This window comes from Actinokineospora enzanensis DSM 44649, assembly GCF_000374445.1.
GTDB lineage: Bacteria > Actinomycetota > Actinomycetes > Mycobacteriales > Pseudonocardiaceae > Actinokineospora > Actinokineospora enzanensis.
Genome location: NZ_KB894426.1, coordinates 77,072 through 94,004, shown reverse-complemented (window position 1 = coordinate 94,004; position 16,933 = coordinate 77,072). Strand labels below are relative to the sequence as shown.

Here is a 16,933-nt window from a genome sequence, read left to right as displayed (position 1 = left end):
CGCGATGCCGCAGCCCTTCCAGCTGCCCGAGTTCTACACGCCCTACCCGGCCCGGCTGAACCCGAACCTGGAGAGCGCCCGCGCGCACACCAAGGAGTGGGCGCGCGCCATGGAGATGATCGACGTCGCGCAGCAGGGCAAGGTCATCTGGACCGAGGCGGACCTGGACGCGCACGACTACGCGCTGCTGTGCTCCTACACCCATCCGGACTGCGACGCCACCGAGCTGGCCCTGATCACCGACTGGTACGTCTGGGTCTTCTACTTCGACGACCACTTCCTGGAGCTGTTCAAGCGCACCCGCGACATCCCCGGCGCGCGCGCCTACCTCGACCGGCTGCGCCTGTTCATGCCGGTGTCCGGCCCGATCACCGAGACGCCGACCAACCCGGTCGAGGCGGGCCTGGCCGACCTGTGGAACCGCACCACGCCCGCCATGTCCGACGACTGGCGGCGCCGGTTCGTGGAGAGCACCAAGAACCTGCTCGACGAGTCGCTGTGGGAGCTGGCCAACATCAACGAGGACCGGGTGGCCAACCCGCTGGAGTACATCGAGATGCGCCGCAAGGTCGGCGGCGCCCCCTGGTCGGCCAACCTGATCGAGCACGCGGTCGGCGCCGAGGTGCCCGCGGCGATCTCCGAGACCCGCCCCATGCATGTGCTGCGCGACACCTTCGCCGACGCCGTGCACCTGCGCAACGACCTGTTCTCCTACGAGCGCGAGGTGCTCGACGAGGGCGAGCTGAGCAACAGCGTGCTGGTGTTCGAGAAGTTCCTGGACATCGACACCCAGGCCGCCGCCGAGGCGGTCAACGACCTGCTCACCTCCCGCCTGCACCAGTTCGAGCACACCGCGCTCACCGAGGTGCCGCCGCTGTTCGCCGACCACGGCATCGGGCCGGGCGAGCAGCTCGGCGTGGTCGCGTACGTGAAGGGCCTGCAGGACTGGCAGTCCGGCGGTCACGAGTGGCACATGCGCTCCAGCCGGTACATGAACGGCGGCGGCCCGAGCACCGGCCTGCCGTCCGGCCCGCAGGGCCTGGGCACCTCGGCCGCCCGGATCGTCCCGTCGCTGCTGGCCACCCACCGCCAGCGCGCGCGCTCGTTCACGCACATCCCGTTCGAGCAGGTCGGCGAGGTGCCGCTGCCGAAGCTGCGGATGCCGTTCCCGGTCCGGGTCAACCCGCACCGCGACGCCGCGCGGGAGAACATCGTCACCTGGTCGAGGCGGATGGGCATCCTCGACGAGATCCCCGGCCTGTGGGACGAGGAGAAGCTGCGCGACTACGACCTGCCGCTGTGCTCGGCGGGCATCCACCCCGGCGCCACCGCCGACGAGCTGGACCTCACCTCCGGTTGGCTGACCTGGGGCACCTACGGCGACGACTACTACCCGGTCGTGTTCGGCCGCACCGGCGACATCGCGGGCGCCAAGGCCATGACGGCCCGCTTCTCCCAGTTCATGCCGGTGGACGGCGAGCCCACCCCGGAGCCGGTGAACGCCCTGGAGCGGGGGCTGCACGACCTGTGGCAGCGCACCGCGAGCCCGATGACCCGGTCCGCGCGCGAGCAGTTCCGCCGCGCCGTCGAGGTCATGGCCGACAGCTGGGTGTGGGAGCTGCGCAACCAGCAGCAGAACCGCATCCCGGACCCGGTCGACTACATCGAGATGCGCAGGCACACCTTCGGCTCGGAGCTGACCATCAGCCTGTCCCGGATCGGCCACGGGAAGACGGTGCCGGACGAGGTGTTCCACAGCAGGCCGGTGCTGGCCATGGAGAACGCGGCCATGGACTACGCCTGCATGCTCAACGACATCTACTCCTACCAGAAGGAGATCCAGTTCGAGGGCGAGATCCACAACCTGGTGCTGGTGGTGCGCAACTTCTTCGACACCGACTCCGACACGGCCATGGCGATCGTCGGCGACCTGATGGAGGGCCGCATGCGCGAGTTCGAGCACGTCGTCGCCACCGGCCTGCCCGCCATGTTCGAGGACTTCGACCTGGCCCCGGAGGCCCGCAAACCCCTGCTCGACTACGCCGAGGACCTGCGCAACTGGCTCTCCGGCATCCTCGCCTGGCATGAGGGCGTCCGCCGCTACTCGGAGGCCGACCTGGTCCGGCACTTCCCGGACAGCCCCGGCGCCCCGGCCGGGCCGTCGCCGCGCGTCCTGCACCGTCCGTCCGGCCTGGGCACGGCCGCCGCTCGCGTCGTGCCCCCACGGGTCCCCGCCTGAGAGTCCATTCCCCACAACGGCACCAAGGCCGCCTTCGGGCCCTTGGTGTCGTTTTCTTTCCCGCGTGTACTTCCCGGTGCCGTGCCTGCGCCCGTGGGGCCGTGCTCGCGGACGACGCTGTCTCGCATGTGGACGAACGGCGTCCACCGATAGGCCGCTCGGCCGAATCCTGGCCGGGGTGGCGGGATTTCGGCATCGCGCGTGGCAGACTCGCCGGTTGTGTGGAGTACGGGGCGGTATCGGCGGGTCGTGCGGTCCTCGTTCGCGACCGTGCCCTTCTACCGGGAGCACTGGGCCCTCTCCGGCCGCACCGACCCGACCGTCGTGCCCGGCCGTACCGGTGTCGACGGGGGAGCGGTGGCCTGGGCCGACATCGCGGGGCGGGTGCCCGACCTCGTACCGCTGGCGGGCGGCCCGATGCGGATCGATCCCTTGCGCGGCCTGCGGACCACGCTCCCCGACCACGTTCCGATCGGCCGCCGCACCCGGGTCGTCGTGCTCGGCGACGGTGGTGACGACCTGTCCGGGGATGTGATCGTCCTCGGCACCGCGAAGCAGCTCGCCCGCCTCGACCCCGGACTCGCGGCCACCCGAGTCGCCCTCGTCCCGCTGGCCGAGCGCCACGCCGCCGAGCGTGGCCTGCTCGTCGACGACACGCTCGGCATCATCGGATATACGCGGGAATGCGGCCACTGGCACCTCGACGATGACCAGGTGCATGTTCGCGAGACCCCCATCGGATTGGCGTGCACCCTGTTACGACAGCATTCCCCGCGCCTGGTCGACATCGTCCCGGACGGCGCGGACGGCACGATCGGATCATGCCCGCGGCACCGGACCCCGGTGATCGTGTGAGGGCGGAGATCCTCGACCCGCGCACCGACCCGGAGCCCGACTACTGGCCGCGGCTGCGGGCGACCGCCGGGCTGCGCGCCGACTGGGACTGGCGGGTGCTCGCCGCCCAGGCGTGGGGCGCGCGCACGATCCAGCTGATCACCGTGCTCTTCGACGGCGACGCCCCGGTCGCGGTCGTCAACGCGGCCTGGTTGGGTGCCCCAGTGCACCGATTCAGCTTCAACGCCGCCGGATCAAGGCCGTGGCTGGGCGCGGTGCATGTCCGCGGGCCGGGATCGGGCGCTGTGCCCGGCTGGTGGCTGGCGGACGGTGTGCCTCTCTCGGTGCTCACCGACGCGTACGCGCGGGCGATGCGTCGCGAACTCGGCGCGGGTTGCCTGGCCCTGGTTCTCCGACAGGTCACCGCCGAACAGGCCGCCACGGTGCGGAGTCGGAAGCTGGTGCGGGTGACCGAGCCGGTGTGGCGGCTGCCGACGCACAGGTGGGCCGACAAGGAGCAATGGCTGATGTCCTTGACCCGCAGCAGGCGGAGCAACCTGCGGGGCATCCTGCGGAAGGTCGCGGAGAACGAGGACCTGGAGGTCCGGAGCCATCGGGCCACCGAGGAGATCGACGAGGTGCGTGTCATCGAGGCGATGCGCTGGAACGACGACAAGTACGCGGGCGGTATCGCCCCGCGTATCCGCGTCCTCAACGAGTACATGCGTGCCCTGATGCGCCAGCCCGACGTGTACTCCTACACCTACACCGAGCGTTCCACCGGTCAGCTGATCGCGTTCGGCATGGTGTTCGACCACCCGACGACGCCGATCGTGCGGTCCTGGACGCAGCGGCCCGCGGCCGAGGGCGGGGCGAAGTTCCTGTACTTCTACCACCTGGCCAAGCAGGTCGAGTGGGCGGTCGGGCACGGCCGCGAGTGGGTCGAGCTGGGCAAGGGCAAGTCCGCGGAGAAGAAGTCCCTGGGCGCCGAGCCGAGCGAGCAGCTGGCGATGGCGGTGCCTATCCGGCCGTGGTGACCGGGACCGGGCCGCGGCCGGTGGACAGTCTGGTGTGGAGGATCGCGGCCTTGGTGACCAGCCCGGCGGTGAGCGCCAGGAACGCGCCGATCGCGCCGAGCGGACCGGTCGCGACCATCGCCGTGGCCACGGTCGCCAGGAGCGCGGCCAACGCGGCCGCGGTCGTGAGCGACAGCACCGCGCCATTGGTGTTCTCCAGCAGGAACACCGCGTAGACCACGGCACAGAACGAGGTCATCTCCACGGCCACGATCGCACCGAGCAGGACCCGGTTGTCCGCGCCTGCGGTCAGTGCACCGGCCCCGATCCCGAGGGCCGCCGACCCCGCCACGACCGCGGTCCAGCCGCTCACCCGCCGGGCCAGCGCGCGGCCGCCCTCGCCGGAAGGGCCACGCAGCCGCAACGAGATCGACGGCTGGATCAGGCGGAGCACCAATACACCGAATGCGCCGAGCGTGCTGGAAATCAATACCAGCACATATACCAAGGCTGCCTCGGCGGGCGCCGCGATCGCCGCGAGCAGGATGTACAGCACCGACACCCCCGCCGCGTCGGCCACGTCGGAGAACCCGAGCAACAGCACGCGCCGGTTGATCACTCCGGACAGTCCCGATCGGATCATCCGAGGACGGTCACGGGGAACCAGCGCCACCAGCACCGCGCAGACGACCGCCAGCCCGCCGGTCAACATCAGGGCGTAGCCGTTCGGTCGCAGCACGTCGGCGAAGGCCAACGCCGCCGCCGCGACCACCCACACCGCGTAGGCGAGGAACGCGACCGAGTCCCGGCCCGGCCGCTGGAGCAGACGGTGGATCGCCGCCGACACCGACAGCAGCCCGAGCCCGGCGGCGTTGGCCGCGGCCGCCGCGTAGAGACCGAGCGGTCCACCTGCCGGGGCCAGCGCGACGGCCGCGACACCGGTCACCACGAACGGCGTGGCCGCGCGCCGCAGCAACATCCACGTGACCTGACCGCCGAGCGACCGAGCCCGCGGGACGGCCGTCAACGCGGCCTTCTCCACCCCCGCGACCGACATCTGCAACCAGGAGAACGTCCCGACCGCCGCGACATAGCGACCGAAGTCGTCGGCTCCCCACACCGGCAGCAGCGCGAGCAATGACAGCTGGATGCCCGCGCGGGCCGCGCCCCGGCCCGCGATCACCCGGAGCGCGGCCCGCACCGGGTCAGCTCCGAACGGCAGCGGCCGATTCCTCCGACGACGCGCCCGCGTCGGTGTCCGATTGCACCGATGTAGTGCTCCCGGCCGAAGTGCTCTCGGCCCGGCGCCCCACGATCCGCCGCCAGAAGCGGTCGGGCAGGGTGAGGATGAGGACCGCGAGCACCACGTGCACCGCGATGAACGCGTACGCCTCGTACTTGGTCGCCGCGTGTCCCAGCACGACGGTCATGTGGTCGGCCCAGGTCCACACCTCCGGGATCGGCGTCCAGGCCGGGTCCGTGTGCGGGTTGACGGTGAGGAAGGCCAGGTCCTCGATGCCGGACAGCTGCAACAGGATCATCGCGTACCCGAGCCTGCGTGCCCCGCCGGGCGTGCCGCCGCCGAGCCGGTGGCTCAGCGTGAGCGACAGGATGACGAACGGGGTGAGCGTGAGCACCAGGTAGTAGAAGCTCTTGTCGTTGGCCGCGGCGAAGAAGATCTGCGGCACGAAGTAGGCGAAGAACACCAGGAAGCACACCGGCACGACCACCCGCGCGGCCAGCTGCATGGTGCGCGGACCGAACCGCATCGCCGCGATCGCCTCGACCGCGATCACGAACGGCGCCAGCTTCGCCAGGAACACCCAGATGTTCGGGATCGCCTTCTCGTGCGGGAATCCGAACCAGACCGCGGCGGCCGCCACGAGCGCCGCGACCAAGAGGATGATGAAGGTGGTGTGCGCGCGCACGCCCGCGCGATTGTCCGCCATGCGAGGAACTCCAGCCCGATGTCGCCCCGAATCCAGAATGGGCATACTACGCGGGAAATCGTTGCCGGGAAGGGGTTTCGGCGACTCGGCGCAAGCCGTGGGGCCGTTCGGACCACCGGAGCACGGGAGGCGACCATGAGTTTTTCCCAGTTGGCCTGGGAACGATCGGCCGCGTCGGTCGGCGCGCGGGCCATCGCGGAGGTCCCGTTCTACCGCGGGCGATACGCGGTCGGCCTGGGATTGTCACCGGTCCCGTCGGCCGAGCTGACCGACCGCCTGTGGTCGCTGTGCCCGATCGCCCACCCCTACTCACCCGCCCGGGAGCCTACGTTGTGGACCGGCGACCCGGCCGATCTTTCCGCCGTACTGCGGATTTCGGGGACGGGGAACACCCCGGTCCTGGAGGTCCGGCAGTCCCTGGTCCCCTGGACCCGCCTCGGCCCGCGCGACTACGCCCCCGTCCTGTCGGCGTCCGCGGTGGCACTCGATGTGTCCGCTTTGGATACCCGCGCCCGCGAGCTGGCGGCCGGACGGCGCACCGTGCTGATCGCCCCACCCGACGAGGTCGCCGACGTGGTCCGCCGAACGGCCCGGCACGGCCCGGTGATCCACCGCCTGACGACACCATCCGGCGACATCCCCGCCGTCCTGCACGACCCGCGCGTCGGCTACTTCGCGGCCCTCGCCCCGACCTGCGGACACTGGCACATCCCGTGGCGTCGGTTCCATGTGGAGGGCGGCGCGGACGGACTGCTGGTGACCGCCCTCCGTCGCCGCCGCCCGACCCTGGTTCGGATCCTGGTCCCGGCTCGGGGCTCGATCGGCCTATGCCCCCGACACCGGACACCGGTAATCAAGGCTTGAACCGGTTGTCCACAGCCAAGATCGACAACTCTCCGCAGGATCGGGGCGCCGGAGGCAGGCCTCAGGACTCCAGCTCCCGCAACACCGCATCACGCAGAGGTCGCAGCCCCTCGCCATACGCGGTCACCGCCGCCTCGATCTCCGCCGCCGTGAACAGCCCGAGCAGCCGTCGAGCGCCGGGCCCGCCGTCGGTGCCGAACAGGGCCGCGCGCAGGTCACCGAGCTGTTCCCGCGACACCTCACCCCCACCCAGGAACGCCTCGGCCGCCGACTCCACCCCGGACACCGCAGGGCGATCCGCCGTCTCCCGGCTCACGATCCAGCAATGCCCACGCCCCGGCCCCGCCAACCACCGCCGCGCGTACACCGCCCGTTCGCGTGCGGCGGGAGTCGAACAGCCCAGCTCGGCCAGCACCGGATCGATTCGGTATCCATGATCGTGCAGCTTCCCGATCACCGCCGACACCGCGGGCAATCCCGGCAACACACCCGCCCGGTCGAAACGCGAATGCAGTTGCAGGTACGCCGCACGATCCAGTTCCGCGGGCACCCGCCCCGCCGCCGACCGGGCCCACGACAGCACCGCCGGAGCCAGCACGCCTGCGTGCGGGTCGGGTGGTGCCGGGGCCGGGGCGGGACGTAGGGAAGCAAGGTCGCGAGTGGACACGACAGCTCCGCAGTGGACACACCAGAACTCGGCGTGTCGTCGGTCGAGGTAGTGCACCACGGTCGTGTCGTCGCGCCCGCACTGGGGGCATCGTGCCGCCAACCCCTCGCGATCCGGCGAACGGCCCACTGCGACGGCGGCCGAGCGGCGCAGGTCATCCAGCCAGGTCACCGGCCCACCACCAGGTGGTTCGGTACGAGCCGCGCGCCGAACCGCTCCTTGATGCGGGTCATCCCCTTGCCGGGGCGCAATGTCGCGCGGCCCAGGTCGATGGTGTGCGCGACGACGTCGACGTAGTGGTCGAAATAGAGATTGGCCAGTCCGCCCTCGGTGCGGTCCCGATTGCCCCAGTAGCTCATCATCAGCCCCGTGCCGTCGTCGTGCAGGGTGGACAGGGCGAGCAGGCCCGCCGCGTCGGAGTAGGTCGCGAAGCGGGTGTGCGGGTCCGCGTTGAGGTGGGTGAGGTATTGCTCCGAGATGGGCGGCAGCACCAGGCCGGGTCGCTGGTGTCGGGAGCGGACCTGGTTCACCAGCCGGGCCGCGTCGGCGATCGGGACGGTGTCGGTGATCGCGCGCCGGACGCGGGTCGCCAGGCCGGAGTGGATCTTGCGCAGCTGCGAGCGCCACTTGCCGGACAGCGACCGAACGTACTCATCCACAGTGGACCATTCGGTCGCCAGCAGCGAGTCCGGGGAGACCCGGACGACCCGCCGGGTCCGGCCGGTCATGGCGGGGAGGTCCGCGGTTTCCACATGCCGGTAACAGAAACCGAGCGCTCGGTATCTCGCCCGCACGGCCCGTTCGAACGCCCCGACGGCGGCCCGTCTGCCCGCCTGGTCCAGACCAGCGGCGAACCGGTGGCCGGCCAGCGAGGCGGGCGCGAGCCTGCACTCGAACACGCCGAGCGGCGGAATCTCACCGGGACGCACGAACCGGCGGAAGTCGCGCGGGCCGTGGAAACGGCCGTGCAGCAGGGCGACGACAGTGTCGCCATCGGACACCACCGCCAGCACCGGGGTGCTCTGCGCCGACCACGCCGCCGCGGTCAGCGGGCCGGAACCCCACAGCACCGGCAGCCGCTGCTCGGCGACGAACCGGTCCCACGCGGGCGGGACGGCCTCGGTCAGCGGGTCGACGAGTTCCGCGCGCATGATCTCCCCGCTACGCTCCACGGCCACACCGCGGGAGACACCCGCGTCGCCCCTCACTCTCCCGGAGGACCACCGTGGATGTCCAGGATGTCCAGGACTGGCAGCGGGACGCGGACGCCACCGTCGCCGCGCACCTCGGCGCCGTCGTCGGCCGCGATCTCGACACCTACGCCGCCACCGTGCACCAGGACGTCACCGTGATCATCCCATCCGGACGGATGCTGCGCGGCGCGGCAGAGGTCATCGGGTTCCACCGCGAGTGGTTCGCCGACCGCGCCTGGACCTACACCGCCGACCCGGTCTCGGGCAGCACCACGGACAGCACGGCGACCCGGGTGCTCCGGGTGCGGGTGGTCGGGGAACCCGGGGCGGAGCCCTCGGAGTTCCTCATGGGACTGACGTTCACCGCGGTGTCCGGGCGCTGGCTACTCATTCACGACCAGTGCACTGTCCTCCGTCCGGACTAGTTCTCCGCCGTTCCCGTTCACCTGCGTGAATTCCGGTGACGACAACTCTTTTGCCCCACGATAAGCGTTGTTATAGTCCGCTCACTTCGTGGCAAAGTCCGACTCGCCGATCACCACCGAACACCCTCCGGTGGCGGTCCACCGTGCCCACCTCGGCCGGTGGACCGCCCGCGGTCGGGTGTGTCCGGCGAGCCGCGAACCACGGGGCCGGTGCCGGTCCACACCCGGACCGCACCGCATGACCAGGCGTGACCGACGGCTGGTCCGGCAACGATGTAAGGGGTCGTCGTCATGGCGCAACCGGTCCTGATAACCGGGGTGGCGGGTTTTCTGGGCAGTCATCTCGCGGACGATTTGCTCGGTCGCGGCTACTCCGTTCGCGGTATCGACAACATGATCGACGGATTCAAGGAGAATATTCCGGACGGGGTCGAGTTCCACGAGCTCGACTGCCGGGACGCGCTCGGCCACCCGGACCTGTTCGCCGACGTCGCCATGGTGTTCCACTGCGCGGCGGCGCCGTACGAGGGACTGTCGGTGTTCTCCCCGTTCCTGGTGCACGAGCACACGACCAGCGCCACCGTCGCGATGCTGTCCGCGGCCGTGCGCGCCGGGGTGGGTCGGTTCGTGCACTGCTCGTCGATGTCGCGCTACGGCGCGCTGGTACCGCCGTTCACCGAGGATCTCACGCCCGCGCCGCTGACGCCGTACGGCATCGCCAAGTACGCCGCCGACCTGCAGGTGCGCGCGATCGCGGACGTGCACGGCATGGAGTACAACATCGCCGTGCCGCACAACATCATCGGCACCCGGCAGCGCTACGACGACCCCTACCGCAACGTCGCCGCGATCATGATCAACCGGGTGCTGCGCGGCAAGCAGCCGATCATCTACGGCGACGGCAGCCAGACCCGTTGCTTCAGCTTCGTCTCGGACGTGGTGTCCTGCCTGACCAGGCTGGGCACCGAGCCGGACATCCGCGGCGAGATCGTGAACGTCGGCCCGGACGAGGGCGAGGTGACCGTGCTGGACCTGTCCAGGGAGATCTGCTCCATCGCGGGCCTGGACTTCGACCCGGTCTTCATGCCCGCGCGGCCGCTGGAGGTGCACCACGCGACCTGCAGCTCGGACAAGGCCCGTCGATTGCTCGGCTATCGCACCGAGGTGGCGCTGCGCGACGGACTGACCGAGATGGTCGAGTGGGTCGCCAAGGTCGGGCCGAAGGAGTTCCACTACAACCTGGAACTGGAGATCGTCAACGAGCTGACCCCGCGGACCTGGTCGAGCAGGCTGATGTGAGCGGCCTGACCGCGATCGTGCCCTGCTACAACGAGGGCGAGCAGGTCGACGTCGCCTACGGCTCGGTGTGCGCCGCGCTGTCCGATATAGACGGTTTGGAGCTGCTGTTCATCGACGACGGCAGCCGGGACGACACCCTGGACCGCATTCGCGCACTGGCCGAAAAGGACAGTCGGGTGCACTACCTGTCGTTCGCGCGCAACTTCGGCCTGGCGGCGGCGGTCACCGCGGGCTTCCGGTACGCGGGCAGGCCCTGGTCGGTGCAATTGGACGCCGACCTCCAGTTCCCGGCCGCCGAGACCTGGCCGCTGCTGGAGACCGCCGCGCGGGGGTACGACGTGGTGTTCGGCGTGCGGCGCGACCGACGGGACTCCTGGGTGCGGCGGACCGGGGCGGCGATGACGCACCGGGTCGCGCGCGGCCTGCTCGGCATCGAGGTGCCGCAGGGGGCCAGCTCGTTCCGGGTCGTCCGGACCGCGGTGGGGCGCACGATCGTGAACCTGCCGACCGGGAACTCGCACTTCGTGGCCAAGGCCCCGCAGATCGGCGCCCGGTACACCTCGGTGCCGGTGGCGCACGCGCCGCGCACGGCCGGGCGGTCGAAGTTCCGGTTCGGGCGGTTGGCCGGGGACGCGTTCGAGCTGTTGTTCGGGTTCTCGTGGCGGCCGTTGAACATGCTCTACGGCCTCGCGGCGTCGGTGTTCTCGGTCGCGTTGGCGCTGGCGGTGCTCGGTGCGATCGGTGTGGTGTCCGCGATGACGATGCTCGTGGCGGCGCTGCTGGTCGGCGCGCTCGGGATGGGGTCGGTGGCGCTGGTGGGTCGCTATCTGCACCGGCGCATGCTGGATGTCCGGCCGTGCCGCGCCTACTACATCCGGGAGTCGAACATCGCCGTGCTGCCCGAGGATCTGCTGGACCAGGGTGAGCCCGCGGTGCCGCCGCCGGGACGTCGGCCCACGTTGGAGGTCGCGTCATGACACCGGTGCTGGTGGTGCTCGGGGCAGGCGAGGAACAGGTCGTGCTCTACCAGGAGGCACGACGTCGGGGTATGCCGACGGTGGCGGTCGATATGCGCTCCGACCGGCCGGGCATCCCGCTGGCCGACGAGTTCCTCTCGATGTCCACGACCGACCACGAGGGGATCGCGGCGGCGTTGGCCGGACGCGCGGTCGCCGGGGTGGTGTCGACGGCGGCGGACACCTGCCTCGCCTCGTGGCACCGGCTGTCGGCCCACTTCGGCACGCCGTGGGTGTACCCGGAGCGGGCGGCGGAGGTGTCGATGGACAAGTCCGCCTTCCACGCGCTCGCGGCGTCCGTCGGTGTTCCGACGTACCGGTGGGCGCAGTCGGAGGATCTCGCGCGGTTGTCCGAGGTGGCCCGCGGGTTCGGCGGGCCATTGGTGGTGAAGCCGACCGACGCCTCGGGCTGCCGGGGCGTCCTGCGGGTCGACTCACCGTCCGAACTGGACGCCGCGCTGCGCAACGCGGCGGGGCATTCGCCGAGCAATCAGGTCATCGTGGAGGAATTGCTCTCCGGGCAGGACTACACGGTGAACGTGTTCCTGCGGAACGGGAACATGGCCCTCGCCCTGGTGACCGAGAAGGACATCCTGCCGGGGCCGCGCTTCCTCATCGGCGGGCACACCGCCCCGGCGGACCTCGACCCGGGCGTGGAGAGCGCCCTGATCGCCGACGCGCACACGCTGTGTCTGGCGATGGGGCTGACCGACGGCCCGGCCAACTTCGACGTGATCATCGCCGCCGACGGCACCCGCTACTTCCTGGAGGTCGGTGCGCGCATGTCGGGCAACGGCTTCCCCCGGTTGGCCCACGCCGTCGCGGGAGTGGATTGCGTGCGCGCGTTGGTGGACCTCACGGTGGGTGTGCCGTTCACCTTGCGCGCCGTGCACGCCCGCTACGCGCGGTTGCAGGTGCTCGCCTCGCCACTGCCCGTGCCGGGGGAGCTGGCCTCGATCGGCGATCTGGCCGCGGTGCGGGCGATGCCCCAGGTGAGCGAGGTCGACGTGTTCGCCCGGCCGGGCGACATCGTGCAGCCGTTCACGGAGGCGGGCCGCAAACTCGGCTGGCTCGTCGTCACCGCGGACACCCACGACGGCCTGCCCGCGGCGCTGGCCTCGGCCGTGGCCGCGCTCGACATCCGGGTGGCCCCGGCGGAGGTGGTGGTCTGAGCCCTGCGACGTCGATCGCGTCCGGATCCGCCGGTACACGGCCGACGTTCCGGGGCGAGCCAGTGGTGCGACTCGTTCTGGGTCGCACCGCTAGTCCTGCTCGACGACGATGACCTTCGAGTCCGCGTACCCGTCCAGGTCGTCGGACGTCCACCCCGCGCCGGGCCGGTGGCGGTGGAAGCGGAACGTGCCGTTGGTGTCGTTCACGCTCACGATGCACCGCACCGGCAGGGACACCTCGTCGGCGAGCCGGGCGATCTCCACCGCGAACGTGAAGCCCTGGCGCAACAGGACGACCTGCTCGGCCTCGCCGACGTGCGGCACGCAGTCGGTCACCTCGACGTGCACCGGGACCACGTCCTCCAGGTGGAAGGAGTTGACGTCGCACTCCCAACCGATCGGGTCGTCCCGGTACCGTTCCGGCACCACCAGGTCGGCGTACCGGGCGAACAGGACGTGCTCGCCGTGGACGACGATGCCCTCGGCGACCAGCGCGCGCAGGCCGGGGGAGAGGTCCACCGGGCACAGGTCCCGGCCGAGGGCCGCGACCGCCACATCGTTCATCCGCACGCTCGACATGGTCGGCATACTGTCACCGGCCGCCCGCGATTTCCCCACCGTCGCGGGTCCCGGGCAACCGGTCCCGGCTGCCGACCGTGATCGGGCATCATGTGGCGCTATGGAGACCGATCAGTCGCCCAGGGCCCGGATCGCCCGATTGGTGGATGGATACCAAGCCACCCAGCTGCTCTTCGTGGCGGTGGACCTCGACCTCGCCGAACGGCTCGCGGCCGGTCCGCGCACGGCGGCCGAGATCGCGCCCGAGACCGGCGTGGCACCCGGCACCCTGCACCGCGTGTTACGCGGGCTGGCCGCGCTCGGGGTGTTCGAGGAGCTCGGCGAGGGCAGGTTCGGTCTGGGGGAGCTCGGTCACCTGCTGCGCGCGGACGCACCCGGTTCCGTCCACGGTCTGCTTCTGGTCCGCGGCGGGCTGTACTACCGCTCGTACGACCACTTCCGCGAGTCCGTGCGCGAGGGGGGAACCGCGTTCGAACGGTTCTACGGCAGCAAGTTCTTCGACTACCTCAACGACCACCCGGAGACGGGCGAGGTGTTCCAGCTGTCGATGACCGCCCGCTCCCGGCACGAGGCCATCGGCGTCACCGCCGCCTACGACTTCGGCCGCTTCGACAGCCTGGTCGACGTCGGCGGCGGCGAGGGCGTCCTGCTCGCGGCCATCGCGGCCGCCAGCCCGGACCTGCGCGCCGTCCTGTTCGACCAGCCCGACGTCGTCGCCCGCGCCACCGACCTCCCGGCCAACTGCGAGGTCATCGGCGGCGACTTCTTCGGCGACATCCCGGCAGGCGCCGACGCCTACCTCCTCTCCCGCGTCATCCACGACTGGGACGACGCCGAGGCCGTCACCATCCTCACCGCCTGCCGCAAGGCGATCCCGGACCACGGCACCCTCGTCCTCGTCGAGGCCCTCCTCCCGGAACGCGCCATCGACGCCCCGGCCGCCGTGCGCATGGACGTCAGCATGCTCGCCATGTTCGGCGGTCGTGAACGCACCGAGGCCGAGTTCACCGAACTGCTCGCGAGCACCGGCTTCGCACTGGAACGCGTCGCACTCGCGGAAGCCGAACTCGGCTTGTACGTCCTGGAGGCCCGCCCCGTCTGACCTCGTTCTCGACCGGCTACTCGATGGGGCCCGACTTCATCGAGTAGCCGGTTCCCGCTCTGCACGCCCATTCCCGGCTTCCGGCCGTCCCCCAAGTCCACGACTGTCACCGACTCTCGCGAACGATCCCCCGCCCAGCCATCCCGATCCGGCGAACGTCGTCCCCGCGCTGCCCACCCGCGCCTCCGCAAGACAGTCCCCACCCGCGCCTCCGAAAGACAGTCCCCACCCACCCGGGGGCCGGCCCATTTCTGAATCTAACGGTCCCAGGATTTTGTCAATACCCCGTGCCCGTGGCTTGTGGATGATTGCCGAGCATTGTGGACAACTCCGTACCCGGGCGTCTCGATCCGGTGAACGCCGGCTCATCCCGGCCCATTCCGCCCTCGGGTAGGCAGACCCCCGCCCACCCGGGGAACGTCCCCCGGCACTGACATTACCCGATTTCGCCGCCTGTCAAGATCGCCCGATCGAGAACTGTGGACAACCAGCGCAACCCTGTGGACAACTCAGGGAATTGTCGGCGACCACGGCTACTGTGGGCACCATGTTGGATCTCCGCCTGACCGGCCTCGCCTGCCACACCATGGATCCCGCGCACCCCACCGCCCGCCAAGTGGGCATCTGGGCCGGGCGGATCGTCGGCGTGGACGACGCCGTGGCGGACCTGCCCGCGCGCCGGGAGGTCGATCTCGGTGGGGCGGTCGTGCTCCCCGGGTTCGTCGACGCGCACGTGCACCTCGCCTGGGCCGGGCTCGGCGCAGGCGCGGTCTCGGTCGCGCCCAGCGAGGACATCGCCGCCGTGCTCGCGACCATCGGCGCGGCGGCAGCGGCCTCCGACGACGAATGGCTCGATGTCGTCGGCTACGACCAGCGCCCGCTCGGCAGACACCTCACGGCCACTGAGCTGGACCGGGTCGCGTGTGGGCGCAAAGTGCTGCTCCTGCACGACTCCGGCCACGCCTGCGTCGTCAACAGTCCGGTGCTCGCCGAGCTGCCCGCGGGCGTGGAACACGACCACGGCTTCCTCGCCGAGGGCGGGATGGCCGCCGCCCGTGCACTGCGCCAGCCGTACTCGTTGTCCGAGCTGACCACCGCATTGCACCGAGCCGCGGCGACCTGCCTCGCCGAGGGCGTCACCACCGTCGCCGAGGCGGGCATCGGCGGCGGGCTGATCAGCCACAGCCCGGTCGAGCTGGCCGCCTACCAACGCGCCGACCTGCCGATCCGGGTCCGGCTGATGGTCGCCGCGAGCCTGCTCCGTGATCTCGGCGCACACCGGGCCGACGGCCTGCCGCGCGCCATGGACCTGGGCCTGACCAGCGGTTTCGGCGGTGACCGGCTGGGCATCGGCGCCCTCAAGGTGTTCACCGACGGCGGCATGATGGCCCGCACCGCCGCGCTGACCGACCCGTACGCCGGATCCGACCACAGTGGACAGTTCTACGCCGACCAGGACGAGCTGCGCGCCCTGATCATCGACGGCCACCGCGCGGGCTGGCAGCTGGCCGTGCACGCGATCGGCGACCGGGCGGTCGACCTGGCCCTCGACGCCATCGCCGACGCCCAGCGCGCGTACCCGCGACCCGGCGCCCGACATCGAATCGAGCACGCGGGCGCCGTCCGCCCCGACCAGCTGCCCCGGTTCGCCGACCACGACATCAGCGCCGTCGTCCAACCGAACTTCCTCTACTACAACGGCGACGACTACGCCGCCGTCATGGGCCCCGACCGCGCCGACTGGCTCTACCGGGGCCGCGCGTTCCTCGACCACGGCGTCCGGCTCGTGGGCAGCTCCGACCGACCGGTCACGCCGAGCGCGCCATTGCGGTCCATCCAGTTCATGACCACCCGCCGTACCAACTCCGGCCACACCGTCGGCCCGGCCGAGTCCGTCACCGTCGCCGAGGCCCTCCGCGCGTACACCACCGAGGCCGCCTGGGCCTGCGGCATGGAGGACGCGGTCGGGTCCATCGCCGAGGGCAGGCTGGCCGATCTGGTCGTTCTCGGCGGCGATCCGCACACCACCGAACCGGACCGGATCGGCGACATCCCGGTGATCGCCACCGCCATCGGTGGTCGAATCGTGCACGGTGCGCACCTCTGGTGAAAACCGCCGCCCCGGTATTCGGCGGATGTTTGTCGCGAATGGGTGAGGATCGGAGTATTCGGTAGCGCCGTTTCCATTCGTCTCGATATCGAGACGGGGGTGGTGCACGGTGTTGTCCGGACGCGCGGCGAGAATCGCGGTATTGCTCGCACTGCTGTCCGGCGCGAGGTCGGCGACGGTAATAATTCCCGACCGGCCCACCGTGACGGTCGTCCCCGCCACCCGCTGCCTCAACGACACCAACGACCCCCGATGCACCCCCATCACCGCCGACGGATACCTCCCTTACGGTCCCGCCACCGCTGCCTGTGCGAGCTCCCTCGCCGTCCTGGTGTTCGTCGCCTCCCGGCGCCGTAAACGGTGACCTGTCCGCGCGGAATACTCCGAGACCGGTGGACTGGTCCAATCATGTTGTCGTTCGCATTTTGCACGCTGGACATGATCTGCCCTGTCGGAGCTTGCCCGGCT

The 16,933-nt window shown here is 70.8% G+C and carries 15 protein-coding genes; 10 read left to right on the top strand and 5 right to left on the bottom strand.

What is annotated here, in order from left to right; genetic code table 11:
• Positions 1–4: 4 nt before the first annotated feature.
• The 3 genes from C503_RS0124875 to C503_RS0124865 all read left to right on the top strand — a co-directional run bounded on the left by C503_RS0124875 (position 5) and on the right by C503_RS0124865 (position 4,110).
• Entirely contained in the window at positions 5–2,239 is a 2,235-nt protein-coding gene (locus C503_RS0124875; RefSeq protein ID WP_018684951.1) for a terpene synthase family protein, read from the top strand.
• A 249-nt stretch (positions 2,240–2,488) separates the two neighbouring features.
• Positions 2,489–3,094 (top strand): hypothetical protein, encoded by a 606-nt coding sequence (locus C503_RS0124870; protein WP_018684950.1) that lies wholly within the window; start codon positions 2,489–2,491, stop codon positions 3,092–3,094.
• Complete coding sequence (locus tag C503_RS0124865; RefSeq protein WP_018684949.1) at positions 3,061–4,110, top strand: GNAT family N-acetyltransferase; 1,050 nt, start codon at positions 3,061–3,063, stop codon at positions 4,108–4,110. Before C503_RS0124870 ends, C503_RS0124865 begins: the two co-directional genes overlap by 34 nt.
• Here the strand turns inward: C503_RS0124865 and C503_RS0124860 are convergent.
• Together C503_RS0124860 and C503_RS0124855 are read right to left on the bottom strand one after the other, a co-directional pair.
• The gene (locus C503_RS0124860) at positions 4,094–5,290 is read right to left on the bottom strand and encodes a hypothetical protein (protein WP_018684948.1); all 1,197 of its coding nucleotides are present in this window, start codon (positions 5,288–5,290) and stop codon (positions 4,094–4,096) included. The two genes, C503_RS0124865 and C503_RS0124860, sit on opposite strands and share 17 nt — an antisense overlap.
• Before the next feature lie 4 nt (positions 5,291–5,294).
• A complete protein-coding gene (locus C503_RS0124855) occupies positions 5,295–6,038 on the bottom strand; it encodes a hypothetical protein (protein WP_018684947.1) in 744 nt (247 codons plus the stop codon).
• A gap of 135 nt (positions 6,039–6,173) precedes the next feature.
• Here C503_RS0124855 and C503_RS43575 point away from each other — a divergent pair, with 135 nt between their 5' ends.
• Positions 6,174–6,902 carry a hypothetical protein gene (locus C503_RS43575; RefSeq protein ID WP_018684946.1) on the top strand — a complete coding sequence of 243 codons (729 nt, stop codon included), beginning with the start codon at positions 6,174–6,176 and terminating at the stop codon, positions 6,900–6,902.
• Positions 6,903–6,963: 61 nt separating this feature from the next.
• Here C503_RS43575 and C503_RS0124845 read toward each other — a convergent pair whose 3' ends face one another.
• Together C503_RS0124845 and C503_RS0124840 are read right to left on the bottom strand one after the other, a co-directional pair.
• Entirely contained in the window at positions 6,964–7,740 is a 777-nt protein-coding gene (locus tag C503_RS0124845) for a hypothetical protein (RefSeq protein ID WP_156893455.1), read from the bottom strand.
• A complete protein-coding gene (locus C503_RS0124840) occupies positions 7,737–8,741 on the bottom strand; it encodes a hypothetical protein (protein ID WP_156893454.1) in 1,005 nt (334 codons plus the stop codon). Before C503_RS0124840 ends, C503_RS0124845 begins: the two co-directional genes overlap by 4 nt.
• A 53-nt stretch (positions 8,742–8,794) precedes the next feature.
• Between C503_RS0124840 and C503_RS40710 the strand changes: the two genes are divergently transcribed.
• From C503_RS40710 to C503_RS0124820, 4 genes are all read left to right on the top strand, one after another.
• Complete coding sequence (locus tag C503_RS40710) at positions 8,795–9,187, top strand: nuclear transport factor 2 family protein (RefSeq protein WP_018684943.1); 393 nt, start codon at positions 8,795–8,797, stop codon at positions 9,185–9,187.
• A 291-nt stretch (positions 9,188–9,478) separates the two neighbouring features.
• Positions 9,479–10,486 carry an NAD-dependent epimerase/dehydratase family protein gene (locus C503_RS0124830; protein ID WP_018684942.1) on the top strand — a complete coding sequence of 336 codons (1,008 nt, stop codon included), beginning with the start codon at positions 9,479–9,481 and terminating at the stop codon, positions 10,484–10,486.
• The gene (locus C503_RS0124825) at positions 10,483–11,463 is read left to right on the top strand and encodes a glycosyltransferase family 2 protein (protein ID WP_018684941.1); all 981 of its coding nucleotides are present in this window, start codon (positions 10,483–10,485) and stop codon (positions 11,461–11,463) included. The genes C503_RS0124830 and C503_RS0124825 overlap by 4 nt, the downstream gene beginning before the upstream one ends.
• Entirely contained in the window at positions 11,460–12,674 is a 1,215-nt protein-coding gene (locus tag C503_RS0124820) for an ATP-grasp domain-containing protein (protein ID WP_018684940.1), read from the top strand. Before C503_RS0124825 ends, C503_RS0124820 begins: the two co-directional genes overlap by 4 nt.
• A gap of 90 nt (positions 12,675–12,764) precedes the next feature.
• Here C503_RS0124820 and C503_RS0124815 read toward each other — a convergent pair whose 3' ends face one another.
• The gene (locus C503_RS0124815) at positions 12,765–13,253 is read right to left on the bottom strand and encodes a hypothetical protein (protein WP_169514609.1); all 489 of its coding nucleotides are present in this window, start codon (positions 13,251–13,253) and stop codon (positions 12,765–12,767) included.
• A 100-nt stretch (positions 13,254–13,353) separates the two neighbouring features.
• Between C503_RS0124815 and C503_RS0124810 the strand changes: the two genes are divergently transcribed.
• Entirely contained in the window at positions 13,354–14,355 is a 1,002-nt protein-coding gene (locus C503_RS0124810; RefSeq protein ID WP_018684938.1) for a methyltransferase, read from the top strand.
• Positions 14,356–14,902: 547 nt separating this feature from the next.
• Positions 14,903–16,465, top strand: coding sequence for an amidohydrolase (locus C503_RS0124805; RefSeq protein WP_026316672.1), 1,563 nt, complete (start codon positions 14,903–14,905; stop codon positions 16,463–16,465).
• Positions 16,466–16,933 lie beyond the last annotated feature (468 nt).

What these genes read in the sequence shown, in the direction of transcription:
- C503_RS0124855 (WP_018684947.1), bottom strand. Translation starts at nt 6,038, where the DNA reads ATGGCGGACAATCGCGCGGGCGTGCGCGCGCACACCACCTTCATCATC.
- C503_RS0124815 (WP_169514609.1), bottom strand. Translation starts at nt 13,253, where the DNA reads ATGTCGAGCGTGCGGATGAACGATGTGGCGGTCGCGGCCCTCGGCCGG.
- C503_RS0124830 (WP_018684942.1), top strand. Translation starts at nt 9,479, where the DNA reads ATGGCGCAACCGGTCCTGATAACCGGGGTGGCGGGTTTTCTGGGCAGT.
- C503_RS0124875 (WP_018684951.1), top strand. Translation starts at nt 5, where the DNA reads ATGCCGCAGCCCTTCCAGCTGCCCGAGTTCTACACGCCCTACCCGGCC.
- C503_RS43575 (WP_018684946.1), top strand. Translation starts at nt 6,174, where the DNA reads ATGAGTTTTTCCCAGTTGGCCTGGGAACGATCGGCCGCGTCGGTCGGC.
- C503_RS0124805 (WP_026316672.1), top strand. Translation starts at nt 14,903, where the DNA reads ATGTTGGATCTCCGCCTGACCGGCCTCGCCTGCCACACCATGGATCCC.
- C503_RS0124810 (WP_018684938.1), top strand. Translation starts at nt 13,354, where the DNA reads ATGGAGACCGATCAGTCGCCCAGGGCCCGGATCGCCCGATTGGTGGAT.
- C503_RS0124820 (WP_018684940.1), top strand. Translation starts at nt 11,460, where the DNA reads ATGACACCGGTGCTGGTGGTGCTCGGGGCAGGCGAGGAACAGGTCGTG.
- C503_RS0124865 (WP_018684949.1), top strand. Translation starts at nt 3,061, where the DNA reads ATGCCCGCGGCACCGGACCCCGGTGATCGTGTGAGGGCGGAGATCCTC.